At 60.7% G+C, this 23,722-nt stretch carries 23 protein-coding genes and 1 pseudogene; 13 read left to right on the plus strand and 11 right to left on the minus strand.

The features are described 5' to 3' along the window. Positions 1-139: 139 nt before the first annotated feature. From FBZ99_RS11675 to FBZ99_RS11685, 3 genes are all read left to right on the plus strand, one after another. Positions 140-838, plus strand: a complete 699-nt coding sequence (locus tag FBZ99_RS11675; protein WP_113353828.1) for a L,D-transpeptidase — start codon at positions 140-142, stop codon at positions 836-838. A 302-nt stretch (positions 839-1,140) separates the two neighbouring features. Beyond that, positions 1,141-1,812: an outer membrane protein gene (locus tag FBZ99_RS11680; RefSeq protein WP_113421428.1), complete on the plus strand. Its 672-nt coding sequence runs from the start codon at positions 1,141-1,143 to the stop codon at positions 1,810-1,812. A gap of 75 nt (positions 1,813-1,887) precedes the next feature. After that, a complete protein-coding gene (locus FBZ99_RS11685; protein WP_113353826.1) occupies positions 1,888-2,235 on the plus strand; it encodes a DUF6881 domain-containing protein in 348 nt (115 codons plus the stop codon). A 48-nt stretch (positions 2,236-2,283) separates the two neighbouring features. On the opposite strand, the gene glcF is transcribed toward FBZ99_RS11685, so the two are convergent. The 3 genes from glcF to FBZ99_RS11700 all read right to left on the minus strand — a co-directional run bounded on the left by glcF (position 2,284) and on the right by FBZ99_RS11700 (position 6,470). Further along, positions 2,284-3,603 carry a glycolate oxidase subunit GlcF gene (glcF, locus tag FBZ99_RS11690; protein ID WP_113421427.1) on the minus strand — a complete coding sequence of 440 codons (1,320 nt, stop codon included), beginning with the start codon at positions 3,601-3,603 and terminating at the stop codon, positions 2,284-2,286. Positions 3,604-3,834: 231 nt separating this feature from the next. Continuing rightward, on the minus strand, positions 3,835-5,034 hold the full coding sequence (locus tag FBZ99_RS11695; RefSeq protein ID WP_113353823.1) for an FAD-binding protein: 1,200 nt from the start codon (positions 5,032-5,034) through the stop codon (positions 3,835-3,837). Next, on the minus strand, positions 5,031-6,470 hold the full coding sequence (locus tag FBZ99_RS11700; RefSeq protein ID WP_113353822.1) for an FAD-linked oxidase C-terminal domain-containing protein: 1,440 nt from the start codon (positions 6,468-6,470) through the stop codon (positions 5,031-5,033). The genes FBZ99_RS11695 and FBZ99_RS11700 overlap by 4 nt, the downstream gene beginning before the upstream one ends. 120 nt (positions 6,471-6,590) lie before the next feature. Between FBZ99_RS11700 and FBZ99_RS11705 the strand changes: the two genes are divergently transcribed. After that, positions 6,591-7,487 (plus strand): LysR family transcriptional regulator, encoded by an 897-nt coding sequence (locus FBZ99_RS11705; protein ID WP_112409939.1) that lies wholly within the window; start codon positions 6,591-6,593, stop codon positions 7,485-7,487. A 28-nt stretch (positions 7,488-7,515) separates the two neighbouring features. After that, on the plus strand, positions 7,516-8,079 hold the full coding sequence (locus FBZ99_RS11710) for an O-acetyl-ADP-ribose deacetylase (protein ID WP_113353821.1): 564 nt from the start codon (positions 7,516-7,518) through the stop codon (positions 8,077-8,079). A gap of 3 nt (positions 8,080-8,082) precedes the next feature. Here the strand turns inward: FBZ99_RS11710 and FBZ99_RS11715 are convergent, their stop codons facing one another. Continuing rightward, on the minus strand, positions 8,083-9,246 hold the full coding sequence (locus FBZ99_RS11715) for an adenosylhomocysteinase (protein WP_113353820.1): 1,164 nt from the start codon (positions 9,244-9,246) through the stop codon (positions 8,083-8,085). 127 nt (positions 9,247-9,373) lie between these two features. Then, the gene (locus tag FBZ99_RS11720; protein WP_113390235.1) at positions 9,374-10,282 is read right to left on the minus strand and encodes a LysR substrate-binding domain-containing protein; all 909 of its coding nucleotides are present in this window, start codon (positions 10,280-10,282) and stop codon (positions 9,374-9,376) included. 302 nt (positions 10,283-10,584) lie between these two features. Here FBZ99_RS11720 and FBZ99_RS11725 point away from each other — a divergent pair, with 302 nt between their 5' ends. The 3 genes from FBZ99_RS11725 to FBZ99_RS11735 all read left to right on the plus strand — a co-directional run bounded on the left by FBZ99_RS11725 (position 10,585) and on the right by FBZ99_RS11735 (position 13,484). Next, positions 10,585-11,043, plus strand: a complete 459-nt coding sequence (locus FBZ99_RS11725; protein ID WP_113390236.1) for an NUDIX hydrolase — start codon at positions 10,585-10,587, stop codon at positions 11,041-11,043. Positions 11,044-11,139: 96 nt separating this feature from the next. Then, positions 11,140-12,675: an inorganic phosphate transporter gene (locus FBZ99_RS11730; protein WP_113353819.1), complete on the plus strand. Its 1,536-nt coding sequence runs from the start codon at positions 11,140-11,142 to the stop codon at positions 12,673-12,675. Positions 12,676-12,746: 71 nt separating this feature from the next. Continuing rightward, the gene (locus FBZ99_RS11735) at positions 12,747-13,484 is read left to right on the plus strand and encodes a 16S rRNA (uracil(1498)-N(3))-methyltransferase (RefSeq protein ID WP_113395713.1); all 738 of its coding nucleotides are present in this window, start codon (positions 12,747-12,749) and stop codon (positions 13,482-13,484) included. A gap of 4 nt (positions 13,485-13,488) precedes the next feature. On the opposite strand, the gene FBZ99_RS11740 is transcribed toward FBZ99_RS11735, so the two are convergent. Then, positions 13,489-14,103 (minus strand): LysE family translocator, encoded by a 615-nt coding sequence (locus FBZ99_RS11740; protein ID WP_113330128.1) that lies wholly within the window; start codon positions 14,101-14,103, stop codon positions 13,489-13,491. Between the two features lie 243 nt (positions 14,104-14,346). Here FBZ99_RS11740 and FBZ99_RS11745 point away from each other — a divergent pair, with 243 nt between their 5' ends. The 3 genes from FBZ99_RS11745 (at position 14,347) to FBZ99_RS11755 (ending at position 17,843) form a co-directional block, all read left to right on the plus strand. After that, positions 14,347-15,720 carry a glutamate--cysteine ligase gene (locus FBZ99_RS11745; protein WP_113395714.1) on the plus strand — a complete coding sequence of 458 codons (1,374 nt, stop codon included), beginning with the start codon at positions 14,347-14,349 and terminating at the stop codon, positions 15,718-15,720. Positions 15,721-15,967: 247 nt separating this feature from the next. Continuing rightward, positions 15,968-16,837, plus strand: coding sequence for a DUF937 domain-containing protein (locus FBZ99_RS11750; protein WP_113395715.1), 870 nt, complete (start codon positions 15,968-15,970; stop codon positions 16,835-16,837). Between the two features lie 127 nt (positions 16,838-16,964). Further along, complete coding sequence (locus FBZ99_RS11755) at positions 16,965-17,843, plus strand: aldo/keto reductase family oxidoreductase (protein WP_113395716.1); 879 nt, start codon at positions 16,965-16,967, stop codon at positions 17,841-17,843. Between the two features lie 7 nt (positions 17,844-17,850). Here FBZ99_RS11755 and FBZ99_RS11760 read toward each other — a convergent pair whose 3' ends face one another. Continuing rightward, entirely contained in the window at positions 17,851-19,449 is a 1,599-nt protein-coding gene (locus FBZ99_RS11760) for an ABC-F family ATP-binding cassette domain-containing protein (RefSeq protein WP_145633237.1), read from the minus strand. Here FBZ99_RS11760 and FBZ99_RS33085 point away from each other — a divergent pair. Then, entirely contained in the window at positions 19,448-19,585 is a 138-nt protein-coding gene (locus FBZ99_RS33085) for a hypothetical protein (protein WP_186450304.1), read from the plus strand. The genes FBZ99_RS11760 and FBZ99_RS33085 overlap by 2 nt on opposite strands. Positions 19,586-19,598: 13 nt before the next feature. Here the strand turns inward: FBZ99_RS33085 and FBZ99_RS11765 are convergent, their stop codons facing one another. Continuing rightward, a complete protein-coding gene (locus tag FBZ99_RS11765; protein WP_145633240.1) occupies positions 19,599-20,177 on the minus strand; it encodes a dienelactone hydrolase family protein in 579 nt (192 codons plus the stop codon). Between the two features lie 191 nt (positions 20,178-20,368). Beyond that, on the minus strand, positions 20,369-20,668 hold the full coding sequence (locus FBZ99_RS11770; RefSeq protein WP_145633242.1) for a DUF1127 domain-containing protein: 300 nt from the start codon (positions 20,666-20,668) through the stop codon (positions 20,369-20,371). 201 nt (positions 20,669-20,869) lie between these two features. Here FBZ99_RS11770 and FBZ99_RS11775 point away from each other — a divergent pair, with 201 nt between their 5' ends. Further along, positions 20,870-21,823 carry a LysR substrate-binding domain-containing protein gene (locus FBZ99_RS11775; protein ID WP_069612360.1) on the plus strand — a complete coding sequence of 318 codons (954 nt, stop codon included), beginning with the start codon at positions 20,870-20,872 and terminating at the stop codon, positions 21,821-21,823. A gap of 34 nt (positions 21,824-21,857) precedes the next feature. Here the strand turns inward: FBZ99_RS11775 and FBZ99_RS11780 are convergent, their stop codons facing one another. Continuing rightward, positions 21,858-22,490 (minus strand): TetR/AcrR family transcriptional regulator, encoded by a 633-nt coding sequence (locus tag FBZ99_RS11780; RefSeq protein WP_145633244.1) that lies wholly within the window; start codon positions 22,488-22,490, stop codon positions 21,858-21,860. Between the two features lie 209 nt (positions 22,491-22,699). Continuing rightward, a pseudogene (locus FBZ99_RS11785) lies at positions 22,700-23,580 on the minus strand (dienelactone hydrolase family protein). Positions 23,581-23,722 lie beyond the last annotated feature (142 nt).

Raw genomic sequence — 23,722 nt, forward strand, 5'->3', positions numbered from 1 at the left:
TATAATTCAGACTATAGTCTGATCCGCGATAGAAGAGAGGCCGGTTCTTCCAGGCCATTCTCCTTATCGGGCATTTTGATCTTGATCCCTTCGTCGGTTCCGGTAGTTTCCTAGCGAATTCAACGAGGGGAATGCCATTATGAAAGCAGCATTGTCGATCGTGACGACAGGTGTCGTTGCGGCGTGTCTTCTTGCAGCATCGAACGCAGCAGCCTTCACCGCTTCAGCACCCATTGCGACGTCGGCCACGCGCGCCGACGTAATCAAGGTGGCGATGGAACCGCAGGGCCAGGTAAAGCCGCAGTTTCAGCGGCGCATGGTGCGGCTGGCAACGAACGAGGAGCCGGGCACCGTCATCGTCGACACCAACAACAAGTATCTCTACCTCGTCGAAGGCAATAATCGCGCAAGACGCTACGGCATCGGCGTCGGCCGCGACGGCTTCGGCTGGTCGGGCGTGGTCAAGGTCGGCCGCAAGGCGGAATGGCCCGGCTGGACTCCGCCGCCGGAAATGATCGTTCGCGAAGCCAAGAAGGGCCACAAGCTGCCGGCCTATCAGGAAGGCGGCGAAGATAACCCGCTCGGCGCGCGCGCCATGTACCTCTATCGCAACGGTAACGACACCGCCTTCCGCATCCATGGGACCAACCAGCCATGGAGCATCGGCCTCAACATGTCCTCCGGCTGCATCCGCATGATGAACAAGGATGTGATCGATCTCTATGACCGCGTTCCGGTCGGCACGAAGGTCATCGTCGTCGGTCCCGGCAACAAGCAGGGCGAGGTCAGCTATCAGGATCGCGGCGTCGATGTGCTGAGAACCCTGTTCGGCGGCTGATAGATTCCGCCCGAATCAGGCATCAAGATAACGGGCGTCCTTTCCTGGCATGGCATCATTCACGCCACGGAAGGATGCCCGTATCACTTGCAATAGCTCATTGCGTGCAGGCGCGGATGGAGACACTGTTGCGCCGGTGTTACAGCCTGCAACTTATCACGCTGCACCGCTGAAAAACGGCGCGTCGCCTTCAGTTTGACGTCAGTTTTCCCGCCTAAGCCGTACTTGCCTACCCATGACTGCAATAGAAGTGTCATGGAAGCGCGTTTAGATGGCGGCACTTTGGCATTCGGGGATTTCATATGCATCGTGCATTTCGCATCAAGCAGCCGGCATTCGCCGCGCTTGCGACTTCCGCATTCATATTTGCCGCAAGCTCTGCCTCGGCAGAGATGCAATTTTCCGCTTACGGCGGCATACAGGGCGCGACGGGCAGCAATGTGACCACGTCGGACGGCGCCGATTTCGACCCGAACTGGTCGGGCAAATCCTTCAAGATGCCGCCCTATTTCGGCTTCCGCGGCATCTGGTGGCTCGATGAGTTCGACAAGCCGAACTGGGGCGTGTCGCTCGATTATACCCATGCGAAGGTCTATGGCGATCTCGGCAATACGCCCGGCTGGTCGCATTTCGAATTCACAGACGGCCTGAACATGCTGACGCTGAACGCGCTCTACCGCTTCCAGGATCCGAGCCGCAACTGGACGCCCTATGTGGGCTTGGGTGCCGGTATCAACGTGCCGCACGTCGAAGTCACCCGCGCATCGGGCACAACCTTCGACTACCAGTTCGGCGGTGCTTCGCTGCAGGCACAGGCGGGCGTCAGCTATCAGTTCGCCAAGCACTGGTCGACCTTCGTCGAATACAAGGGCAACTACAACTTCGTGAACAACGTCTCGATCGACAGCGGCGATACGCTGAAGACCAGGGTCTTTACGCACGCGCTCGACTTCGGCATTTCGTTCAACTTCTGACGTTCCTCAGGCTGAAGTCGCAATCGATCCCTCAAACCGGTTCAGGCTTGGGGGATCTTGTGCTATGTTTCAGCCATGAGCTTTTTCTACTACCGATGTGACTGGATCCATCCGGAAAGCGAGGAGCCAGTCATCGTTTATTATGAAGTCGATGTCGCCGGCGATGTTCCGCGACTGATCGACGTGTTCGCGGACGGCCGCCGGCATTGTATGTCGGTTGCCGACTATGCTGCATTGGGCCGTGAGAGGCCGCGAGTCACCAGCCTTGTGGAAGGCTCGTTCTATGACGGCATCGCCGGCCTGGTGGATGGCCTCTTCTTCGAGGAAGGACAGGATCGCATCAGCATGACGCAGATTGCCGCCGACCGGTTCGAGGTCGAATGGCAGGCTCATCGCCTGCCCACGCCGGACAAGCTGCATTAGGACGCAATTCCAGACGAAAAACCGCTCTGCACTTTTCCTGGAATTGCTCTAAGCAGCAGCCGGCTGCAGGCCCTTCAGTTTCGCCGGTATCTCGCCGCCATAGGCCCAATCCAGCAATTCCACCGTATGCAGGATGGGAATGCCGGTTCCGGTGGCGATCTGGGTGATGCAGCCGATGTTGCCCGTTGCGATGATATCGGCTTTCGTCGCCTCGATGTTCCTGACCTTGCGCGCTTTCAGCTCGGCCGAAATTTCCGGCTGCATGATGTTGTAGGTGCCGGCCGAGCCGCAACAAAGATGTCCCTCCGCCGGGTCGCGCACCGTGAAGCCGGCCGCCTTCAAAAGCAGCTTCGGCGCCATTGTGATCTTCTGCCCATGCTGCATGGAGCAGGCGGAATGATAGGCGACCGCGATGCCGCGCGGCATATGTGACGGAAGGTCGAGACTTGCGAGATATTCCGTGACGTCCTTGGCAAGCGCCGAGACCCTTGCCGCCTCGTCGGCATAGGCCGGATCGAGGCGCAGCATATGACCATAATCCTTGATCGTCGTGCCGCAGCCTGAAGCGGTGACGATGATGGCATCAAGCCCTCCGGCCTCGATCTCGCGTAGCCACACATCCACATTGGCGCGGGCGGCGGCGAGCGCCTGTTCCTCGCGGCCCATGTGATGAACCAGCGAACCGCAGCACACTTCCCCCTCCGGCACGACGACCTCGATACCAAGGCGCGTCAGCAGGCGGATGGTGGCCGCGTTGATTTCGGGATCGAGCACCGGCTGGGCGCAGCCCGTCAGGATCGCCACGCGACCGCGCCGCTCCGCTTGCGGCTCGTAGCGGGCGGGCTTGGCAAAGGTAGATGGCGCTGGGATGCTGCGCGGCGCAAGATCGAGCATGGCAGCGAAAGCCTTCAATGCTGGAACGCGCTTCAACAGCCCCTTGAACGGTCGGCCAAAATTCGCAAGCTGCAGGGCCAGCCGGAAGCGGCGGGGATAGGGCAAAACAGCGGCCAGCACATTGCGGGTCAGCCGGTCCATCAGCGGACGTTTGTAGGTATTCTCGACATGGACGCGCGCGTGGTCGATCAGGCGCATGTAATCGACACCGGAAGGACAGGTCGTGGTGCAGGCAAGGCAGGAAAGGCAGCGGTCGATATGTGTCACCACTTCGGCATCGGCTGGCCGGCCGTTTTCCAGCATATCCTTGATGAGATAGATGCGGCCGCGCGGGCTGTCGAGCTCATTGCCGAGCGTCACGTAGGTCGGACAGGTGGCGGTGCAGAAGCCGCAATGGACGCATTTGCGCAGGATCGCCTCGGATTCGGCCACATGCGGATCGGCAAGCTGTTCGGGCGTGAAATTGGTTTGCATCAGCCGAGCCCTCGATTCTTGCCTACCAGAACAAAGGCGCCCATCATATCCCGTCGAGCCCCCTCATCCGCGCTGTCGGGCACCTTCTCCCCAGGGGGAGAAGGAGGAATCCATCTTCCTCCTCCCCTGCCGGAAAGAAAATCGTGGAATCGCGGCAAACAAGGTCATTCCCTCTCCGCCGCAGGGAGAGGGCTAGGGTGAGGGGGTAACCAGCCAAAGACTCCATCCGCATCACCCCATCTTCCCCGGATTGAAAATCCCGGCCGGATCAAATTTTTCCTTCACGCGCACAGACAGCAGCGCCACCGCTTCGGGCTGCGGCTGGAAAGCCGCTGTCGTCGCGCGGTGGGCCGGGGTGGCGCGCATCAAGGTGGCATGCCCACCGCCTAAAGCATGAATGTAGCGCCTGAGCATATCGCCTTCGGGTTCTGCTTCCATGCGCATCCAGACAAGACCACCCTGCCAGTCATAATAGGCATCCACGCCTTCTTCCAGACGAAGTGCCGCGACGAGCTGGTGGCCGATGCTGGGTGCCACGGACACACGCCAAACGGGGCGCGTCGTGCCATCCGCATAGGGCTTTACATCGCGGATCTCGCGCCAGAGCCTGCGGCTGTCATCTTCTGCAAGGCGCTTCACCGACCCGAGCCGGGCCATCGCGGCGGTAAGCTTTTCGCCGCGGACCGAGACGGAGCCCGGAAGCCCCTCAATGCGCAGCACAGTCGCCTCCCCTTGCGGCAGCTTGCCGTCGAGAAAGAACCAGGCGACGGTCAGCGGCAGATGGGCGGCGCCCGATACCTCGAGCGGCAGAGCCATGGCCGCAGCCATGGCATTGGCGGCTTCCGCATCGTTGAGGCCGGAGACGACGATCGTTTCCTCCGTCTTCGGCTTTGGCGGCACGCGGAACGTTACTTCGGTCAGAAGGCCGAGCGTACCGTGCGAGCCGGCCATCAGCTTGACCAGATCGAGGCCGGTGACATTCTTCATCACCCTCCCCCCGGCCTTGACGATTTCACCCCTGCCATTGACGAAGCGGACGCCGAGCAGGCTGTCGCGCGCGGCACCGCTGACGAAACGGCGCGGCCCGGAGACATTGGCCGCGAAGATGCCGCCGATCGTCGGCTCACCTTCAGTCGCCATCAGCGGCCTATGATCCATGGGCTCGAAGGCCATCATCTGGCCGGCCTCGGCAAGAGCGGCCTCGATCTCCGCGGCCGGGGTGCCGGCGCGAGCCGTCATCACCATCTCACCTGGATTGTAGGCGACAATACCGGTCAGGTCACTTGACGAGAGCACCGCTTCGGACGCGACCGCATTGCCGAAGCCGGATCGCGTGTTGCCGCCGACGACTGCAAGAGCCGCAGCGCGCGCGGCATGATCACTGATGATGGAGGCCGCTTCCTCCTCAGTCCTGGGGTGAAATTCCGTCATGCGGCATTGCGTCCATCGAGGGGGAAGACCTTGGATGGGTTGAGGATCCAGCCCGGGTCGAAAGCGGCGCGGACCGACATCATCTGGGCAAGATCGACATCGGCATATTGATGACGCATCAGGTCGCGCTTCTCGATGCCCACACCATGCTCGCCGGTGAGGCAACCGCCGGCATCGACGCAGAGCCGCAGGATATCGTTGCCGGCCGCTTCCGCCCTGGCTGCCTCATCGGGGTCATTGGCATTGAAGAGGATCAGTGGATGCATATTGCCATCGCCTGCGTGGAAAACATTGGCGACGCGCAAGCCATAGCGATCGACGATCTCCGTCGTCTTCTGCAGGACATAGGAGAGCTGGCTGAGCGGCACGGTGCCGTCCATGCAGATATAGTCGGCAATGCGGCCAGTGGCACCGAAGGCGGATTTCCGGCCTTTCCAGATCAGCGCCGCCTCGGTCGCCGACTGGCATTCGCGCACGGTCTTGACCTTGTGGGTGCGGGCAATGGCGACGATGCTAGTCAGCATATCGTCCATTTCGGCTTCCGAGCCTTCAACCTCGACGATCAGCAGGGCCCCTACATCAAGGGGATAGCCGGCTTTGGCAAAGGCTTCACAGATCTCGATCGCCGGCTTGTCCATGAATTCAATGGCAACAGGGATGATCCCGGCGGCAATCACATCGGCCACACAGGCGCCGGCCTCCTCGGAACTGTCGAAGCCGAAGAGCACCGGCCGGGCGCCTTCTGGCTTGGCGATGAGCCGCACCGTCGCCTCTGTGACAATGCCGAGCTGGCCTTCGGAGCCGCAGACAAGGCCGAGCAGATCGTAGCCCGCCGCATCCAGCGCCTTGCCGCCGAGATCGATGACGGTGCCGTCGGTCAACACCAGCTTGACGCCGAGCAGATTGTTCGTCGTGACACCGTATTTCAAGCAGTGGGCGCCGCCGGAATTCATGCCGATATTGCCGCCGATGGTGCAGGCGAGCTGCGAACTCGGATCGGGCGCATAGAAGAAGCCGTCAGCCGAAACGCTTTCGGAGACGTGCAGGTTCGTCACCCCCGCCTGCACGGTCGCAGTGCGGTTGGCATAATCGATATCGAGGATGCGGTTCATCTTGGAGAGGCCGAGAACGACGGCATCCTCCTGCGGGATGGCGCCGCCGGAGAGCGATGTGCCGGCACCGCGCGGCACGACGGGAATGCCGTAGCGGTGACAATATTTCATGACGGCCGCCACTTCCGCCGTCGAGCGTGGCAAGGCGACGGCGAGCGGCAGGCGGCGATAGGACACGAAGGCATCAGTTTCGAAGGGCACGAGTTCGCGCTGCTCGTGGATCAGGCATTCCGGCGCGAGAAGATCCGCGAGGTCTGCAACGATCGCGCTGCGCCGCGCCAGAACATCCGCACGCGGCTCCAGAAATGAAATGGCCTCGGCCATGCGGTCCTCCTTCTGCATCCCATTACGGACGCAGCCCCTTTTAGCGCATTACAGGCTTAGCGCTTTCCCAAGTTTGGAGCAAATGATAAGCACTTATTCCAAAACAGGAAATAATTCTGCATGACCAATTTAGGGGATCTCGAAATCTTCGCCAGCGTAGTTGCGACCGGCAGCATGTCCCTGACAGGCCGCGCACTCGGCTTTTCGCCGGCCGTCATTTCCAAGCGGATCAAGCGCCTTGAAGACAGGCTCGGCACGCGGCTTCTGCAGCGTACCACGCGGCAGATTTCGCTGACGGAAGCGGGTCAGGGGTTCTACGATCGGGTGCTTGCCATTCTTGCCGGGCTGGAAGAAGCGGAAGCCTATATTGCCGGGCGCTCTTCGCAGATGCACGGCACCCTGAAAATCTCCGCTCCGACATCTTTCGGCCGGCTGCATATCGCGCCACATCTGAAATCCTTCATGCAGGCCCATCCCGAACTGGCGCTCAATCTGGTGCTCAGCGACGAATTCGTCGATATCGTCGGCGGCGGCTTCGATCTTGCCATCCGCATTGCCGAGCTCACGGATTCCAGTCTCGTCGCGCGCAGGCTCGCGCCGGTGCGTCGTGTGCTCTGCGCCTCCCCTGCCTATATCGACGCCCATGGCATGCCCGAGGATATCGACGATCTGCGCCGGCATATCTGCCTACCTGCGCACAATCTCGATCCGTGGCGGCTGGAGGGACCGAAAGGCAGCCTGATCTTCCGCCCCGAGGGCAGGCTCATCACCAATTCCAGCGAGGTCGTGCGCGAAGCCGTCATCGCCGGCCTCGGCATTGCGCTGCGTTCCACCTGGGATATCGGGCCGGAATTGCGGGACGGCCGCCTCGTTCAGGTGCTGCCAGCCTATGAAGGCTCGCACAATGTGACGCTATCAGCCGTTTACCCCAGCCGGCAGTTCCTGCCGGCGAAAGTGCGCGTCTTCATCGACTTTCTGGCGGAACTTTACGGCCCTGTTCCCTATTGGGAGCGATGAGAACCCTTATAGGATCGAGGAGACCGTCATGTCCGCGCCCGAGACCATCCGTTCCGATCTTGATCTCAACTCGAAGACGCGCCTCACCGTGATGCTTGGCGATATCACCAAGCTTTCGGTCGATGCCATCGTCAATGCGGCCAATAGCAGCCTGCTCGGCGGCGGTGGCGTGGACGGGGCGATCCATCGCGCCGCCGGGCCAGATCTCCTGGCGGAATGCCGGACACTGAATGGTTGCAAGACCGGCCAGGCAAAGATGACCGGCGGATATCGTCTGCCTGCAACGCATGTGATCCATACTGTCGGCCCCGTCTGGAATGGCGGAAACCATGGCGAAGAGGAGCTGCTTGCCGACTGCTATCGCAACAGTCTCAACCTTGCCCGGCAACACGATCTGAAGACCATCGCCTTTCCTGCCATTTCCACCGGCGTCTATCGCTTTCCCGCCGAGCCGGCAGCGGGAATCGCGATCCGTGCTACCCTTGCCGAAAGCGAGGATGGCGCGTTCGATGAGATCATCTTCTGCTGCTTCGGCGACGAAATGGCGGCACTCTACGAACGATTGCTGCCGCAGGCGCTGTCCGGAACCTGATGCCTATCGCGCCAGGTCGAGATAGGCGGAGGCGACTAGGGCATCGATGTCAGTGGGAACGGGGATGACGCAGGCTTCCTTGCCAAGGCTGCCCTTGGCGACCCTCTCCAGGCATCGCGCCTGCAGGGCAAAGCCGAGATCCATGGATTCGACGGTATTCCCCAGCGGACGCGGGCCGGCCAGATTGGCCATGTGGCCGCCGCCGAGAATGTGGAAGGCACGGCCATCTCGCATGCGGACGGTCTCGATCTGCTCAGCTTCGTACTGATCGACGCCGGCGACATCGGGACTGTCGCGGAAGCCTTCGACATCAATCTCATGCGGGAAGTGGCCGCCGTTCATCAAGATCGCGCCATCCTTGATCAAGGGCAGATCGGCAACCGTGATGATGCCTGGATAGCCTGTCACAGTGATCAGGATATCGGCAGAGCGGATCGCCGATTCACGTAGCGGCGTCGTGAAGCCGTCGAGATGTGCTTCAAGCGTCGTGACCGGATCGATATCGACAACGCTGACGGTGGAGAATGCATTGCGGAAGCATGTAGCGGTGCCCTTGCCACAGGCACCGTAACCAAAGACGGTCACATGTTTGCCATTGGTGGAGCGGTTGGTGAAGCGCAGATAGCTCTCGAAGAGGCTTTGCCCGACAGCATGCCGGTTTTCGGCGAACTGCTTGATCGGGCTGTCGTTGATAATGAGGATCGGCATGTTGAGCTTGTCGCGCATCGGCATCAGCCGGGTGCGGCCGGATGTGGTTTCCTCGGTGCCGCCAAGCAGATTAGCATAGGGCCTGTCGGCCGCGCGGGCGAAGAGATCGCCGCCATTGTCGAGCAGCAGGTCCGGCTTTTCCGCCAGGATCGCGTCGAGACTCGCACCATGCTCCTCAGCGTCGCGGGTCTGTGTCGCAAAGACCTTGATGCCCTGAGCGCGCAGATAGTCCACCGTTTCCGGCTGGGTGCTGTTGAGATTGCCGGTGCAGACGAGATCCGCGCCGCCGGCACGCAGCGTCATCAGCAGCGCAACGGTCTTCGGCTCGAGGTGAATGCCGGTGCCGATTGTGAGGCCGGCAAAGGGTTTTGTGTCACGAAATTCCGCTGTTGTGGCCGCCAGCAGACGGCAGCTGCGCGCCACCCAGTCGATACGCGAAAGAGAAGAAGGCTGATCCATGATGCGCTCCTGCCGGTTGGTTCGATGCCGCGATCTGGCATGATCCCGAAGGAGGTGTCGATGGACATTGCACTGCGTTGCATGGCAGAAAATCTGCCATATGAATGCGTCTCTCTTTGATGTTGTGCTAAGCTGGTTCGGCCCCCGCCTTGCTTAGCCAATCCGCCAATCGCACCAACGCCGGGTCCTTCACATCGCTGCTGCGAAGGCTGAGGCTATAGCCCGCCGGCCTACGGATGAAGCCGAATGGCGCGACCAAAGTACCGCGATCGAAATCCTCGCCAATGGCGGTGCGCGGGGCGATGGCGACCCCGAGACCCGAGCGGGCGGCGCCGAGCGCAAGCAGCAGGTCTTCAAATTCGCGACTGCCGGCAAAGCGGATGGGGGCGTGACCGCTTTCGGCAAACCAATCCTCCCACAGGCTCGGGGCGGAACGGCTTGCAAGGGCAACAGCTCCGGCAAGTGCCGGAACACCGTTGGCAAGTCCGAGGCGATCGGCGACATCGGGCGTTGCGATGGGACCGAACTCATCCTCCATGAAGCGGATAGCGGTGATATCGCGCATCGGCCGGTATTCGCCGCCCATGATGACCGCTTCCAGGTCGGGGCGCTTGGCAAGCGGCTCGACTGTCGCCATCGGCACGATGTCGATATCGATATCCTGAAGTACCGTCTGAAGCGCGGCGACGCGCGGCATCAGCCACCAGACGGCAAAAGCCGAGGGAACGCCGAGTCGAATCGACCGCGGTTCGCCAACGGAAAGTTCGGCGGAGGCCCGCGTGAGGATGCCAAAGGCGACACCAACGGAATCGGCGAATGCCCTGCCCTTCGCCGTCAACACCAGCCTGCCATTCTCCCGGTCGAACAGGGGTACGCCAAAATGTGCCTCCAGCAGGTTCAGCTGTTGCCTGATAGCCCCGCGCACGACGCCAAGCTCATCGGCCGCCTTCAGGATGCTGCCGCAGCGCGCAACCGCATCGAAGGCACGCAGCGCGTTCAAGGGCGGCAGGCGTCGAGGCGGGATGCGTTCGGACATAATAAGTTTTTTCTTTCTTTCCAAAACGATAGCAGCCACATCCATACGATTGCGCCATCTGCGGCACGAAAATGCTGTTGAATGTCGCTTTCAGCACAATCGCTGGCGAATATCAGAAGACAAATCTTTGCATTTTTCTCTACGCAACACTCAATAATTTTGTGGGGAAATACCATATAGCCTTATATGGAGCGCAAAATTTTTCCGCACCGTGATAATATAGATTCCAGCCTTCACTCCAACTCTCAAAGGTGAACCGACAATTGGCCTTTCTCAGCCGCATAGCAAATGATGTGCAACTCATGTTTCGGCGTCCGCCGCGACAGCAATATGCTGCGCTTTGTTATCGGGTGAAAAAGAAAACCGGTCATCTTGAGATTTTGTTGCTGACCAGCCGCGACACCGGTCGCTGGGTCATCCCCAAGGGATGGCCTATGCCCGGCAAGCTCTCCCATGAAGTTGCTGCTCGCGAAGCCTATGAAGAGGCAGGCGTGCGCGGCGTGGTGGAAACTGAGCCGCTCGGCTCGTTCGGCTACGACAAGGTGCTCAAGGACGGCATCCAGGTGCCATGCCGCGTGCAGGTCTACGCTCTCGAAGTCAACGAACTCGTCAAGAACTTCAAGGAAAAGGGCGAGCGCTCCATGGAGTGGGTCTCCTGCGAGGAAGCAGCCGAACGCGTTCGCGAACCGGAACTGCACGATCTCATTCTCGCCTTCGCCCGCCGGATGCCGGCCGCTCCGGTGGTTTCGCAGGCCGAGTAAGCCACATTACTCACAAAAAACTGTGCCAGTATGCTTGGTGGATATTGCGCGCCTTATCGGTCAGCGCAATACGAGAGTTTTGATTCAGAGAATCGCATGCCCGACCGACCGGCCACACCTGTAAAAAGGACGCTCGACAAGGACCTCGACAAATTCACCTATGTCGAGGACGCGACGCATCACGTCACGAGGCGTCTGGTGGCGCCGGGTATCGGCCTAATCTTCCTCGGTCTCGCCATGGTCTTCGCCGGCATCTACGTTTTCAACCAGCCGCGCGCGACGCTGATCTTTGCCGCCGTAGCCCTTGCCGGCTACATGGCCATGAACATCGGCGCGAAAGACGTCGCCAACAATGTCGGTGCGGCGGTCGGTGCGCGCGCGATCACCATGACGCAGGCCCTCGTCATGGCCGCCATCTTCGAGATCCTCGGCGCGACGATTGCCGGCGGCCCAGTCATCAATACGATCTCGACGCATATCGTCGATACCAATCGCATCGTCAGCATCGGCAAACTTGCCTGGCTGATGATGGCGGCCCTGCTTGCCGCAGCACTCTGGATCAATTTCGCCACCTGGCTGAAAGCGCCGGTTTCGACGACACATACGATCGTCGGCGCCGTCGTGGGTGCAGGCTTTGCCGCTGTCGGCCCGGAACTCGTGAACTGGAACACGCTGGCGGCCATCTCGGCCGGCTGGGTGATAACACCCTTTCTCGGCGGCACCATCGCGGCCAGCATCCTCTACTTCATCGAGACCTTCATCATCTATCGCGACGACAAGATTGCCGCCGCCAGATATTGGATTCCGATCCTGATCGGACTGATGGCCGGCGCCTTCTCGGGCTATCTCGTGGTCCAGCTCGAACCCAAAGGTACGATACCCAATATCCTCAATCTTGCGATCGGCCTCAGTGTCGGCATCATCGCGTGGCTCGGCGCATGGCCGCTTGTGGCGGCGCAATCGGCGGGATTGGAAAACAAGAACAGCTCGTTGCGCAAGCTTTTCCGCCTGCCGTTGATCTGCTCTGCAGCCCTGATGTCCTTCGCGCATGGCGCCAACGACGTCGCCAACGCCATCGGCCCGCTCGCTGCGATCGTTCGCGATGTCGGGCTTGGCGGCTCGCTCACCGTGCTGGCCGAGACAAGCACGCAGAAGGCGCCCTTCTGGGTCGTCATGATCGGCGGCTGCGGCATCTCCGTTGGCGTTCTGCTCTATGGGCCGCGGCTCATCCGTCTGCTTGGCGAACAGATCACCAAGCTCAATCCGATGCGTGCCTATTGCGTCGCCGTGTCTGCGGCCCTCACCGTCATCGTCGCCGCCTGGTTCGGTTTCCCCGTGAGCTCGACCCACATTACCGTTGGCGCGGTCTTCGGCGTTGGCTTCTTTCGCGAGTGGTCCACCGTCCGTTCCAAGCGGCGATTTGACTATATGCGTAAAAAGGCCGAGGCGGCGGGCATACCCTGGAGCGAGCCGGAAGCCACCGATGAGCGCAATCCCGATGAGGTTCATCGCCGCCGGCTCGTGCGCCGCTCGCATTTCATGACCATCATCGCCGCCTGGGCGATCACCGTGCCGGTCGCTGCCCTGCTTGCCGCCGCCGTATATTGGGTTATGGTCGCGCTCTTCATTTAGAGCGGTTCGGCTTCTCGCCGGATCTTCGAGCCGCTCCATCTCAGTGTTCCAGTTAATTCCGGGGGTAATCCATGCGCGCCAATTTCCGCATGCAGCGGCTGTACGTGACGGCAGACATCAAGGCTGGTACCGCCATCGAGGCTGACCAGGATCAGTTCAACTATCTCGCCAACGTGCTGCGCATGGAGGATGGTGCTGAACTTCTTGTCTTCAACGGCCGCGACGGAGAGTGGAAAGTCCGTGTCTCATTCCCCACCCGCAAGCGCATCCTGCTGACGCCGGTCGAGGAGACACGCCCGCAGCCGGCCCCCTCCGACCTGCACTACCTTTTCGCGCCGCTGAAAGTCGGGCGATTGGATTATCTCGTGCAGAAGGCGGTCGAAATGGGCGCCGGCCTCTTGCAGCCGGTGATGACACAGCATGTGCAAGGCAAGATCACCAACCTCGACAAGGTCAGGGCCAATGTCATCGAGGCGGCAGAGCAGTGCGGCATCCTCGGCATTCCCGACGTAGCCGAACCTGTGAAGCTTGCCGATCTGCTCGCCCGCTGGCCGCGCGAGCGCCGCATCATCTATTGCGACGAGGGCGATGCCGGCCAAAATCCGCTGCCGCTTTTGACGCGGGTAAAGGAGAAGCATCTGGCGCTGCTGGTCGGCCCCGAAGGCGGTTTTTCCGAAGAAGAGCGCTCCCTCTTGCGCAGCCTCGATTTCGTCACCGCCATTCCGCTTGGCCCGCGTATCCTGCGTGCCGATACGGCGGCTGTTGCGGCCATGGCGGTGATCCAGGCCGCGATCGGCGACTGGAACTGAGGCTTCACTCCAGTATGGCAGCGACGGTCGCAACGATCAGCAGGATCGCCAACGAGATGTTGACGATCCGCGAGATCTTCGGATCTTGAAGGAAACGGGATAGGGAAGCACCAACGAGAAGCCAGACCATATGGATGGCGACGATCATGGCCATGAGCAGCGCGATCTTGGCGGCGGCGTCGAGCAGCCTCTGATCCTGGAACAGGCTGACACCGGCAAAGACGGCTGCGATCGCGAGATAGGCCTTGGGATTGGCGACGGCCAGCAGGAACCCACCGGAAAAGGCAGGCGCCGCGACCTGATCGTCGCGGCGAGACAGCGGCGGCGCGGTGGCGATCTTGAAGGCGAGATAAAGGATATAGAGCGCCGAGACCACAGTCAGCAGGAGGGCACCATGCGGCACCGACAGCAGGACGGCAACGACGCCAGCCGCTACCGCGAGCAGAACAGCCACGGTGCCCGCAATAAGGCCGGAGACGTAACCGAGCGACCGTCGGAAGCCGTAGGCCGCTCCCATCGCCGTCGCGCTGATGGTCGAGGGACCGGGACTTCCCATGATGACGAGCGAGGCCAGAAGCAGCGTCAGTATAGGATAGTAAAGGTCGTTCGGACCGTTCATCGATATGCTCCGCCTGATGTCAGTGGAAGCAAAGCTATCGGCGTGACTAGCGGGATGTCTTGAACGCTTGTGCAAATATGCCGGTGGCTGACACGGCTGTGATGCAGTTGCGAGACATAAAATCCTATTTTTTTGAACGACCCTTGAAAGAAATTCACTTGCACCGTACCTCAATCCGCGTCAATCACCCTCCTATTGACCTGCGGCTTGCGCGGGTTCTCCTCCGAGATCTAAGGTAATACCATGGCGCGCGATACTACCGACCAGACTCCGCTCTCCTCGGTCTCGGAAATGACGGCCTATCTGGCCGCAGGCAGCAAACCGCAGGAGAAATTTCGCATCGGCACCGAGCACGAGAAATTCGTGTTCTTCCGCGCCGACAACAGCCCTGTGCCCTATTTCGGCGAGGCCAGCATTTCCGCGCTCCTCACGGGGCTGCAGAAGAAGAGCGGCTGGGATCCCATCATGGACGGCGACAATATCATCGGGCTCGGTGAACCCTCGGGCATGGGCGCCATCTCGATCGAGCCGGGCGGGCAGTTCGAACTCTCCGGCGCGCCGCTCGAAACCATTCACCAGACCTGTAAAGAATCGAATGCCCATCTAGCGACGGTGCGCGAAATTGCCGAGCCGATGGGCATTCGCTTCCTCGGCATCGGCGGCAGCCCGAAATGGACGCTCGCCGAAACGCCGCGCATGCCGAAATCGCGTTATGAGATCATGACCCGCTACATGCCGAAGGTCGGCACCATGGGTCTCGACATGATGTACCGCACCTGCACCATCCAGGTGAACCTCGACTTTTCGTCGGAAGCCGACATGCGCCGCAAGATGCGCGTGTCGATGAAACTGCAGTCGCTGGCAACGGCGCTCTTCGCCTCCTCCCCTTTCACCGATGGCATGCCAAACGGGCTTTCCTCCTGGCGCGGCGAAATATGGAAAGATACAGACAACCGCCGCGGCGGCCTGCTCGATTTCACCTTCAGGGATGATTTCGGCTTCGAAGACTATGTGAAGTGGGCGCTCGATGTGCCTATGTATTTCGTCGTTCGCGACGGCCGCTATCACGACTGTACGCACGTCACCTTCCGCCAGTTCATGGACGGTGCGCTGAAGGGTGAGATCGCCGATTGGGAGCCGACGATGGGCGACTGGACGAACCATCTCTCGACGCTGTTCCCCGATGTCCGCCTCAAGCGCTTCCTTGAGATGCGCGGCGCGGACGGCGGCCCCTGGCGCCGCATCTGTGCGCTGCCGGCCTTCTGGGTCGGCCTGCTCTATGACGACGAGGCACTGACAGCCGCCGACGAGCTGACCAAGGACTGGAACTTCCAAGAGGTCAATGCGCTGCGGAACGTCGTACCGGCACAGGGCCTGAAGGCGGCGATCAAGGGCCATGGCCTCCTCGAAATCGCTCGCGAAGTGGTCGGCATTTCCCGTCTCGGGCTGAAGAACCGCAATCGCTTGAATGGCGACGGGCAGGATGAAACCGTCTTCCTCGCACCGCTCGACGAAGTGCTCGCCAAGAAGGGCACGCTCGCCGACGATCTCTTGATGCTCTACAACGGCCGCTGGAACCAGTCGGTCGAGCCGATCTTCGAGGAATATCAGTACTGATAGGCGCTTATCTGCCGTCGCTGCCCGGCGACCCCACGGCAGAAACCGGTATGCGCCCTCCCTTTTCCGCTATACTATCGGAATCAAGCGCCGCCTGATTCCGAAGCGGCCTCCTAGAGCCGGATGATTTTAGGTCTGTTCGACCTAAAATCTGAATCCGCTCTAGAATCAAAGAAATAGAGCGTGATGTCATCCGAAAACCGCCTACACTTTTCGGCATCACGCTCTAGCGGGGAAAGGGACTTCGATGCTGCCACTCTTCGACATGATGATGCAGGCACAGAATGGCGCCGCCACGGACGCCATGGCCAAGCAGTTCAATCTGGCGCAGGAGCAGGCGACGAAGGCCATGGCCGCTCTGATGCCGGCCTTTTCCTCCGGCTTCAAGCGCAGCGCCACCGATCCCTATAATTTCGTCGGCGTGATGAGGGATATCTCGTCCGGCAATTATGCCAAATATTTCGAGGACATGACCAAGGCCTTTACGCCCGAGGGCATTGCCGACGGCAATGCCGTGCTCGGACGGCTGTTCGGCTCGAAGGAGGTTTCCCGCGCGGTCGCTGCCCAGGCCGCACAGATGACCGGCATCGGCCAGGAGATTTACAAGCGCATGCTGCCGGCCATGGCGGATACGCTGATGGGCGGTCTCTTCAAGGAAACCAGCGGCCAGATCCCGCAGATGGCCAATCCCTTCCTCAACACCGATATGGGCGAGATGATGCAGGGCTGGCTGCAGAGCATCGGCTTTGCGCCCAAGCAGCAGCCGACGCCGCAGGCGAGCATCTTCGACAATCCTTTCACCCAGGCAATGGAGCTGATGTTCGGCGCCGATTCGGTCAAGCGCGAGAAGCCGGCGCCGACCAATCCTTTCCTCGACAATCCCTTCGCCAAGGCGTTTCAGGACATGATGAAGAACTTCCCGATGCCGTCAGAGCCGCCGAAGGAAGAGCCGAAGGCCAAGCCCGCCGTCGGCGTCGACATGGCGGCCTATACCGAGATGTTCAACGCCATGTTCGACAGCGGCCTCGAAGTGCAGAAGACCTATCAGAAAAACATGGAAGCGATCTTCGACAGCTATTTGAAGAGCGAGGACAAGCCTGCTCCGAAACAGAAGTGATGCTTGGCTACTCGCTTTCGATTCCTGCTCACTGTTCACAATTCCGCACAGCCCGTACGCATTGCGCCCGGTTATCATACACTGCGACTGAGCCTATTTCTGCTTTCATCTTGAAAAGGAGATAGCCATGTCCAGCATCGATCAATCCGGAAGCTTCACCCTCGGCAACCTCAAGGTCAAACGGCTCGGCTACGGCGCCATGCAGCTTGCGGGCCCCGGCGTGTTCGGCCCGCCGAAGGACCACGAGACGGCACTCGCGGTTCTGCGCGAAGCCATCGCCTCCGGCATTGACCATATCGATACCAGCGATTTCTACGGTCCGCATGTAACCAACCAGCTGATCCGGGAAGCGCTCCATCCCTATCGCGACGATCTCGTCATCGTCACAAAAATCGGCGCACGGCGCGGTGCAGATGCCTCCTGGCTCCCGGCCTTCTCCGCCGATGAGCTGAAGCAGGCGGTGCACGATAATTTAAGCAATCTGGGACTGGATGTACTCGACGTCGTCAATCTCCGCGTCATGATCAACCCGCACCACCCGACCGAGGGTTCGATCGAGGCACCACTGACCGCCCTTGCGGAACTTAAGCAGCAGGGTCTGGTGCGCCATATCGGGCTGAGCAACGTCACACGCAGCCAGATTGCCGAGGGACGCAAGATCACCGAGATCGTCTGCGTCCAGAACCTCTACAATCTGGCGCAGCGTACGGATGACGCGCTGGTTGATGAGCTTGAGCGCGACGGGATCGCCTATGTGCCCTTCTTCCCGCTCGGCGGCTTCACGCCGCTGCAGTCCTCAGCGCTTTCCGATGTCGCTGCCCGGCTGAACGCGACGCCCATGCAGGTGGCTCTTGCCTGGCTGCTGCAGCGTGCCCCCAATATCCTGCTCATTCCCGGTACGTCGTCGCTTACGCATCTCAAGCAGAATATCGCGGCTGCGGAACTCAAGCTGCCGGAGGATGCGATTGCCGAACTCGATCGCATCGCCAGCACCAGCCACGCCTGACGCCCCTTCACCGATCCGAGGGGAATCGAGCAGGCAACTCGAGCCGCCTCTCTATGCCGATATTGTCGAGAAACACCTCATCGTGGCTGACGACCAGAAGCGAGCCGTCATAGGCCCGCAGCCCGGCCTCGACCGCCGCGATCGAATCGATATCGAGATGGTTGGTCGGTTCGTCGAGGATCAACAGCGATGGCGGCACCGTGCCGCCGAGCACGCAGGCAAGCCCGGCGCGCAGAAGCTGGCCGCCGCTCAGACTGGAGGCGGTCTGCAACGCGGCATTAGCCCGGAACATGAAGCGCGCCAGGGCAGCCCGGCAGGCATTTTCATCCGCATCAGGGTTGATCCTGCGGAAATTGTCGCGGATCGAAATCGATGGATCGAGAAGGCTGACCCTTTGGTCCAGTAAAGCGGAATGGACGACCCGCACCGTGCCGCTCCAGGGTTTTAGCGCGCCGGAGACCAGCGTCAGCAGTGTCGTCTTGCCCGAGCCGTTCGGCCCGGTGACGGCAACGCGTTCCGGCCCCGTCATGATGAAATTGAAGTCGCGCAGGATTGGCCGCTCTGGCTCGTAGCCAGCAGTGACGCCTTCCATCTTGAGGACGATCCTGTTTGCTGGCAATCCTGATGTCGGCAGCTTCACGGTCAGCGGCTGTAGAACCTCTATCTTCTCGCGGGCGGCAGCGGCATCCTGCAGAGCCTGGGCGCGGCGGCGTTCGGCGAGCCGCGTATTCTCCGCGCTTGTCATTTCAGCCCGCTCCTTCAAGCCGCCGAGCATGATGCGCGGAATACCGCCCTTGGCCGCCATCTTCCGGCCCGCCTTGTCTCGCCGTGCCTGCCGTTCGATGGCCGCCTGGGCACTTCTTTCCACTTCGGCGACACGCTTCTCTGCCTCGGTAAAATCATGTTCGGCGGCGGAAAGCTCCAGCGCCTTGCGTTCGCGATACTGCGTCCAGTTGCCGCCATAACGGGAGGCGCCGAGCGATGTCAGTTCGACAATCGCATCCATGATGTCGAGCAACTCGCGATCGTGGCTGATGACGATGGCACCTGCCCTCCAGCCCGCAAGCAGATCGATGACAGCTGCGCGGCCGTCGCGATCGAGATTGTTTGTGGGTTCGTCGAGGATCAGGAAATCAGGATCGTCGACGATAAGGGCAGCAAGACCGCAACGGGTGCGCTGTCCCCCCGACAGGGTCGCGAGAGGCGTTTCCGGGACGACGTCCAGCCCGACACGATCAAGAGCCGCGGCGATGCGTGACTCGAGAGTCCAGTCAGCCAATGCGAGTTCATCATTGGTCGCCTCGCCGGCTTCCGCCCGCTTCAGGACAGCAAGGGCTTCGCTTGCACCGAAGAGATCGGCGACGGTTTCGTCCGCCTCCACCTGCACGCTCTGGCGCAGGATTCCCAATCGGCCGTTGAACGAGATGCTGCCGGATTGCGGCTGCAGCTCGCCGGAGATCAGCTTGGTCAGCGTCGTCTTGCCGACGCCGTTGCGTCCGACAAGGCCGGTGCGCTCGGCGCCGAAGCTCAGATCGAGATGGGAAAGAAGCGGCCGGCCGTCAGGCGTGGACCACGAGAGATTGGATAGAACGATGGATATGGGCATGAGCAAGAATGTCCTCGATGGCAAGGCTGAACGGCATTGCGGTCGAGATGGAATCCATTGCTGCACACATCCTGTTGGTATCAACGATGCTCATAAATTAGGCGAGCGGCATCATCAGTTCAAGTCCTACGAGTGAAGATGCAGGCATTTCACGTATTGGCATCGATGGCGCCAAGGAAGTCGATGACACGCTTCCAGGTGAGATCGGCGGCCTGGGCGTTATAATCCGGCAGGCTGGCATCGGTGTATAGGTGGCCGCCGCCCGGATACCGAAAGATTTCTGCCGCGATGCCGGACTTGGTGACGCCTTGCCGCCAGGTGGCAACGTCTTCCTCCGGTTCGAACGGATCGGGATCTGCCAGATGAAGCTGCAGGGGCAGACCCTTGCGGGCATTTTCGGCGATGGAGGCAATGCCATGCAGGAACAGGATGCCGGCGGTCTTTTCCCGCTTCGGCCAGAGGCTGGCGGCGACGGCGGCGCCCATCGAAAAGCCCGCCAGCACGGTCGAGGCCGGCAGACCGGCCAACGCCCATTCGGCGCGCTCGCAGATCGTTGCCCAGCCGATCTCGTCCTTGAATTCGAACCCTTCTTCGATCGATCGGGCGATCAGGCCGTCATAGAGATCCGGCGCGAAAGCCTTGTGGCCTGCCGCCTGCACACGCTCGACCGCCTCATGCTCGAGCGAGCGCAGACCATAGACGGAGTGGAAGAAGATCACGGTTGCCATCGTTGCTTCCCTATTGTTCGGATCTGGTCGTTAGATAAGACGGTTGCCGCCGTAGGCAACTTGCCCGCGCATCATCTATGACAGAAACCGGTCTTCAGAAAGAAAAAACCCGGTGTTGGCCCTTGGGCCGAACACCGGGAAAGAGGCAGGGCTTATTGGCTATCACCCTGCGGGGAAACTATTGTCCGCCATCAGCCTCTTAAGCTGCTGGAGGCAGAGAGGCGCGTGCAGCGACGCGCGGAATTGGTGAGATGGCCGGACGGATCCCCGAAGAAGGTCGAGGTGGTCAGCGCAGCGTTCAGATCCTGCCTGGTGAGGCCGATATCGTGCAGCTGACTGTCGTTCAGCTCATTCAGATATTCGATTTCCTTGCGATTTCGGATTGCGCGCCAGATCGATGCGACATTGCTCAAAGCAAGCATACCCCGTGCCGTCAGCGACAGCGATGGCGTTGCTAGGCCGAGGTCAAGGGTCCGATCTGTCGTGCGCATTTCCGTATTCCTTTTCTTTGGGCACACGCGAGCCCAGCCCCTTTTCGGCGATCCGGAAAAGGGGTGTAGGCCGGGAGGAGTTCGACAGGTGTTTCTGTTCGATTGGTATGCTGAATTACATTCAGAAGATGCCAAAGGCCTATTGATCAGTCCAACGAATGTTTCTAATGATAACTATCAAACTCCTTTATAGGTGAGCCCATGTCCGCGCCGCTTGATATCGATCAGTTGCAGACCTTCATCGCAATCGTGGATTCCGGAAGCTTCACCAAGGCGGCCGACCGCGTGTTCAAGACGCAATCGGCCGTCTCCATGCAGATGCGGCGACTGGAAGAGCGCGTCGGCAAGCAGCTTTTCATCAAGGACGGCCGCGGCAACCGCCTGACGGCGGAAGGCGACAAGCTGCTGAACTATGCCCGCCGCATCATTCGCCTGAACAACGAAGCCATCGCCGCTTTCGATGACAACCGTCTCGAAGGCACGCTGCGCATCGGCACACCGGACGATTATGCCGACCGCTACATGCCCGAAATCATCGGCCGCTTCGCCAAGACGCATCCGAATGTCGAGCTCTACATCGTCTGCGAACCCTCGGTCGACCTTGCCGAGCGCATGCATCGCGGCGAGCTCGATATCGCGCTCGTCACCCACAATCCGCGCGAACGCATGTCGGACGTCGTTCGAACGGAACCGCTCTGCTGGGTCGGCTCGGCCAACCATCCGCTGCGCGACGATGCGCCCATTCCGCTCGCCGTCGGCCGTCGTGATTGTCAGTGGCGCCAGCTCGCCTGCTCGGCGCTTGATGCCGGCGGCCGCGACTATCAGATCCTGTTCACCAGCTGGTCCTGCACTGTCGTTGCCGCGGCCGTGCTGGCCGGCATGGCGGTTTCGGTCATGCCGGAATCGGCGCTCAGGACCGGCATGAAGGTACTGACCCAAGCCGATGGCTTCCCACCGCTGCCGCCGGTGCAGATCGGCATCATGAAGCGGGCCGGCCTTTCCGTATCGCTGATGAACGCCATCACAGCGCATATCTCGGCCTGCCTCGACAACATCACGCCGGCTGCGGTGGATGACGATCTTGATGGCGAGGTGAAAACCTACACGCGCTTCTATCCGCGACTGCGCGCCGGGCACATTCTACCGGGCTGGTGAGCTCGAAGCGCACCAGCCTGTTACTTTCGAGTGGTTACTGCTCCGGCTCCGCCAGCAGGGTGGCGCGGATCACCTGCTTCCATTCGTGCAACATGCGCTTTGCCATCTCGTCGTCGCTCATGATGGCAAAACGGACGGATGCGCCGATCAGATGGCTGAACAGCTGCGTGCGCGCCTCGAGGTCGATGCGGCTTTCAGCCGGCAGAAAAGGCCGAATGCTGTCCAGGAAAATTTCGGCGACACGATTGCTGTGTTGAATGTTGAGCTGAAGGATATCCCTGTCGATGTCCGTACCTAGCCAGACGCCGAGATAGGCGGGATCGCTGCGAAACTCGTGATAATACCAATCGATCATGGTGCAGACGAGCTCGATGGCGTGATCGAGCGATGTCACGAAGGCAAAAGCCTCTCCCACCTTTAGCCTGATGCGGCTGGAATGCCGTTCGAGCAAGGCACGGACGATCGCCGCCTTGTCCGGAAAATACTGATAGACGGAGCCGATCGGGATCGCGGCAACCGCAGCCAGCTCGGTCATCTTCATTGCGCTCACCCCCTTCTCGGCGATCAGCGCGGCCGCGACCGACAGAATGGCATCGACACGCTGGATGCTTCGCTCCTGCTGTGGCCTCTTTCGGAACGTAATGCGGTCGGGACTATCCGGATTCATGCTCTTCCCGTTTCATTCTCACACTGAACGGCGCTCAAGCGCGCAGACGCTATGACACCAGACGCGTTCAATGCGCGTAAACGGGAAAAGCTCAATTTTAATCATCACTTAGGAGCCGTAATCAGACTCCGGAAAACGAGGCCGAAACATGGTTTCGCCCTCGTAACCAACCGATCGCCGACACGTCGACATCGGCGATTTGTGTCGTTCTAGGACACGTATTTCTTCAAGAATTCCACCGTCCTTCCCCAGGCGAGATCGGCTGCCTTCTTGTCGTAACGGGCGGCCGACGTGTCATTGTTGAAAGCATGATTGACGCCTTCATAGACGAAGATTTCGAAGGTCTTACCGCCTGCCTGCAGCTCCTTGCGATAGGCATCGATACCGGCGTTGATACGATCGTCGAGGCCGGCATAGTGTAGCAATAGGGCCGCCTTGATTTTCGGAACCTCGCCCGCAGGCGGCTGCGCGCCGTAATAGGCAACGCCTGCCTTCAGCTCCGGCGAGATGGTCGCAAAACGGTTGACTAGGCCACCACCCCAGCAGAAGCCGACGGCACCGACCTTGCCGTTGGCGCCATCCGTCTTTGCGAGGTAAGTCAGGCTCGCTTCGGCATTGGCGGCCGTCAATGCCGGATCGAGATTGGTGAACATGTCGCGTGCCTTGTCCTCATCCTCGGGCGTGCCGCCGAGCGGAGACAAGAAATCCGGCGCCAGCGCCACGAAACCTTCCAGCGCCACGCGGCGGGCGACATCGCGGATATGCGGGTTGAGGCCTCGGTTCTCGTGGATGACGATGACACCACCGAGCTTGTCGGCCGCATCTTTCGGGCGGGCGAGATACCCCTTCATCTCGCCCTTGCTGCCGGCAAAGGTCACGTCCTTCGTGTCCAGCCTGCTATCGTCGGCGGCAATGATCTCGGCACTCGCCTTTTGGCGGCAAGCAGCGGCGCGATGGCGGCGGCGGCCCCGGCCGAGCCTGCGAGCTTGGTCAGCTTTTCCATGAAACCCCGACGATCGAGCGTCAGATGCGTGTATTCGTCATAGGCGTTGATCATCGCCTGCGTCACAACCGGCTTTTCCGTGCTCATGATCCTGTTCTCCCTGTTTCCCCGGCAGCAGGCAACAAACGACCGGCCACCCGCTGACAAGATAGGTCAGCGGATCTCACCGCAATGGGAAAGGAAAAACACAAACGCGTTACCGCAGGTTGCGGCTGCGGTCGTCATCCTG

The organism is Rhizobium sp. ERR 1071 (assembly GCF_007828675.1).
Lineage (GTDB): Bacteria > Pseudomonadota > Alphaproteobacteria > Rhizobiales > Rhizobiaceae > Rhizobium > Rhizobium dioscoreae.

Excerpts from the sequence above, each read along its gene's own strand:
- FBZ99_RS11780 (WP_145633244.1), bottom strand. The coding sequence starts at position 22,490 with ATGAATCCGGATAGTCCCGACCGCATTACGTTCCGAAAGAGGCCACAG.
- FBZ99_RS33085 (WP_186450304.1), top strand. The coding sequence starts at position 19,448 with ATGAGCAAGAATGTCCTCGATGGCAAGGCTGAACGGCATTGCGGTCGA.
- FBZ99_RS11735 (WP_113395713.1), top strand. The coding sequence starts at position 12,747 with ATGCGCGCCAATTTCCGCATGCAGCGGCTGTACGTGACGGCAGACATC.
- FBZ99_RS11705 (WP_112409939.1), top strand. The coding sequence starts at position 6,591 with ATGACCAATTTAGGGGATCTCGAAATCTTCGCCAGCGTAGTTGCGACC.
- FBZ99_RS11760 (WP_145633237.1), bottom strand. The coding sequence starts at position 19,449 with ATGCCCATATCCATCGTTCTATCCAATCTCTCGTGGTCCACGCCTGAC.
- FBZ99_RS11770 (WP_145633242.1), bottom strand. The coding sequence starts at position 20,668 with ATGCGCACGACAGATCGGACCCTTGACCTCGGCCTAGCAACGCCATCG.
- FBZ99_RS11710 (WP_113353821.1), top strand. The coding sequence starts at position 7,516 with ATGTCCGCGCCCGAGACCATCCGTTCCGATCTTGATCTCAACTCGAAG.
- FBZ99_RS11765 (WP_145633240.1), bottom strand. The coding sequence starts at position 20,177 with ATGGCAACCGTGATCTTCTTCCACTCCGTCTATGGTCTGCGCTCGCTC.
- FBZ99_RS11720 (WP_113390235.1), bottom strand. The coding sequence starts at position 10,282 with ATGTCCGAACGCATCCCGCCTCGACGCCTGCCGCCCTTGAACGCGCTG.
- FBZ99_RS11750 (WP_113395715.1), top strand. The coding sequence starts at position 15,968 with ATGCTGCCACTCTTCGACATGATGATGCAGGCACAGAATGGCGCCGCC.
- FBZ99_RS11740 (WP_113330128.1), bottom strand. The coding sequence starts at position 14,103 with ATGAACGGTCCGAACGACCTTTACTATCCTATACTGACGCTGCTTCTG.
- FBZ99_RS11700 (WP_113353822.1), bottom strand. The coding sequence starts at position 6,470 with ATGGCCGAGGCCATTTCATTTCTGGAGCCGCGTGCGGATGTTCTGGCG.
- FBZ99_RS11680 (WP_113421428.1), top strand. The coding sequence starts at position 1,141 with ATGCATCGTGCATTTCGCATCAAGCAGCCGGCATTCGCCGCGCTTGCG.
- FBZ99_RS11755 (WP_113395716.1), top strand. The coding sequence starts at position 16,965 with ATGTCCAGCATCGATCAATCCGGAAGCTTCACCCTCGGCAACCTCAAG.
- FBZ99_RS11685 (WP_113353826.1), top strand. The coding sequence starts at position 1,888 with ATGAGCTTTTTCTACTACCGATGTGACTGGATCCATCCGGAAAGCGAG.
- FBZ99_RS11725 (WP_113390236.1), top strand. The coding sequence starts at position 10,585 with ATGTTTCGGCGTCCGCCGCGACAGCAATATGCTGCGCTTTGTTATCGG.
- FBZ99_RS11715 (WP_113353820.1), bottom strand. The coding sequence starts at position 9,246 with ATGGATCAGCCTTCTTCTCTTTCGCGTATCGACTGGGTGGCGCGCAGC.
- FBZ99_RS11745 (WP_113395714.1), top strand. The coding sequence starts at position 14,347 with ATGGCGCGCGATACTACCGACCAGACTCCGCTCTCCTCGGTCTCGGAA.
- glcF (WP_113421427.1), bottom strand. The coding sequence starts at position 3,603 with ATGCAAACCAATTTCACGCCCGAACAGCTTGCCGATCCGCATGTGGCC.
- FBZ99_RS11775 (WP_069612360.1), top strand. The coding sequence starts at position 20,870 with ATGTCCGCGCCGCTTGATATCGATCAGTTGCAGACCTTCATCGCAATC.
- FBZ99_RS11695 (WP_113353823.1), bottom strand. The coding sequence starts at position 5,034 with ATGACGGAATTTCACCCCAGGACTGAGGAGGAAGCGGCCTCCATCATC.
- FBZ99_RS11675 (WP_113353828.1), top strand. The coding sequence starts at position 140 with ATGAAAGCAGCATTGTCGATCGTGACGACAGGTGTCGTTGCGGCGTGT.
- FBZ99_RS11730 (WP_113353819.1), top strand. The coding sequence starts at position 11,140 with ATGCCCGACCGACCGGCCACACCTGTAAAAAGGACGCTCGACAAGGAC.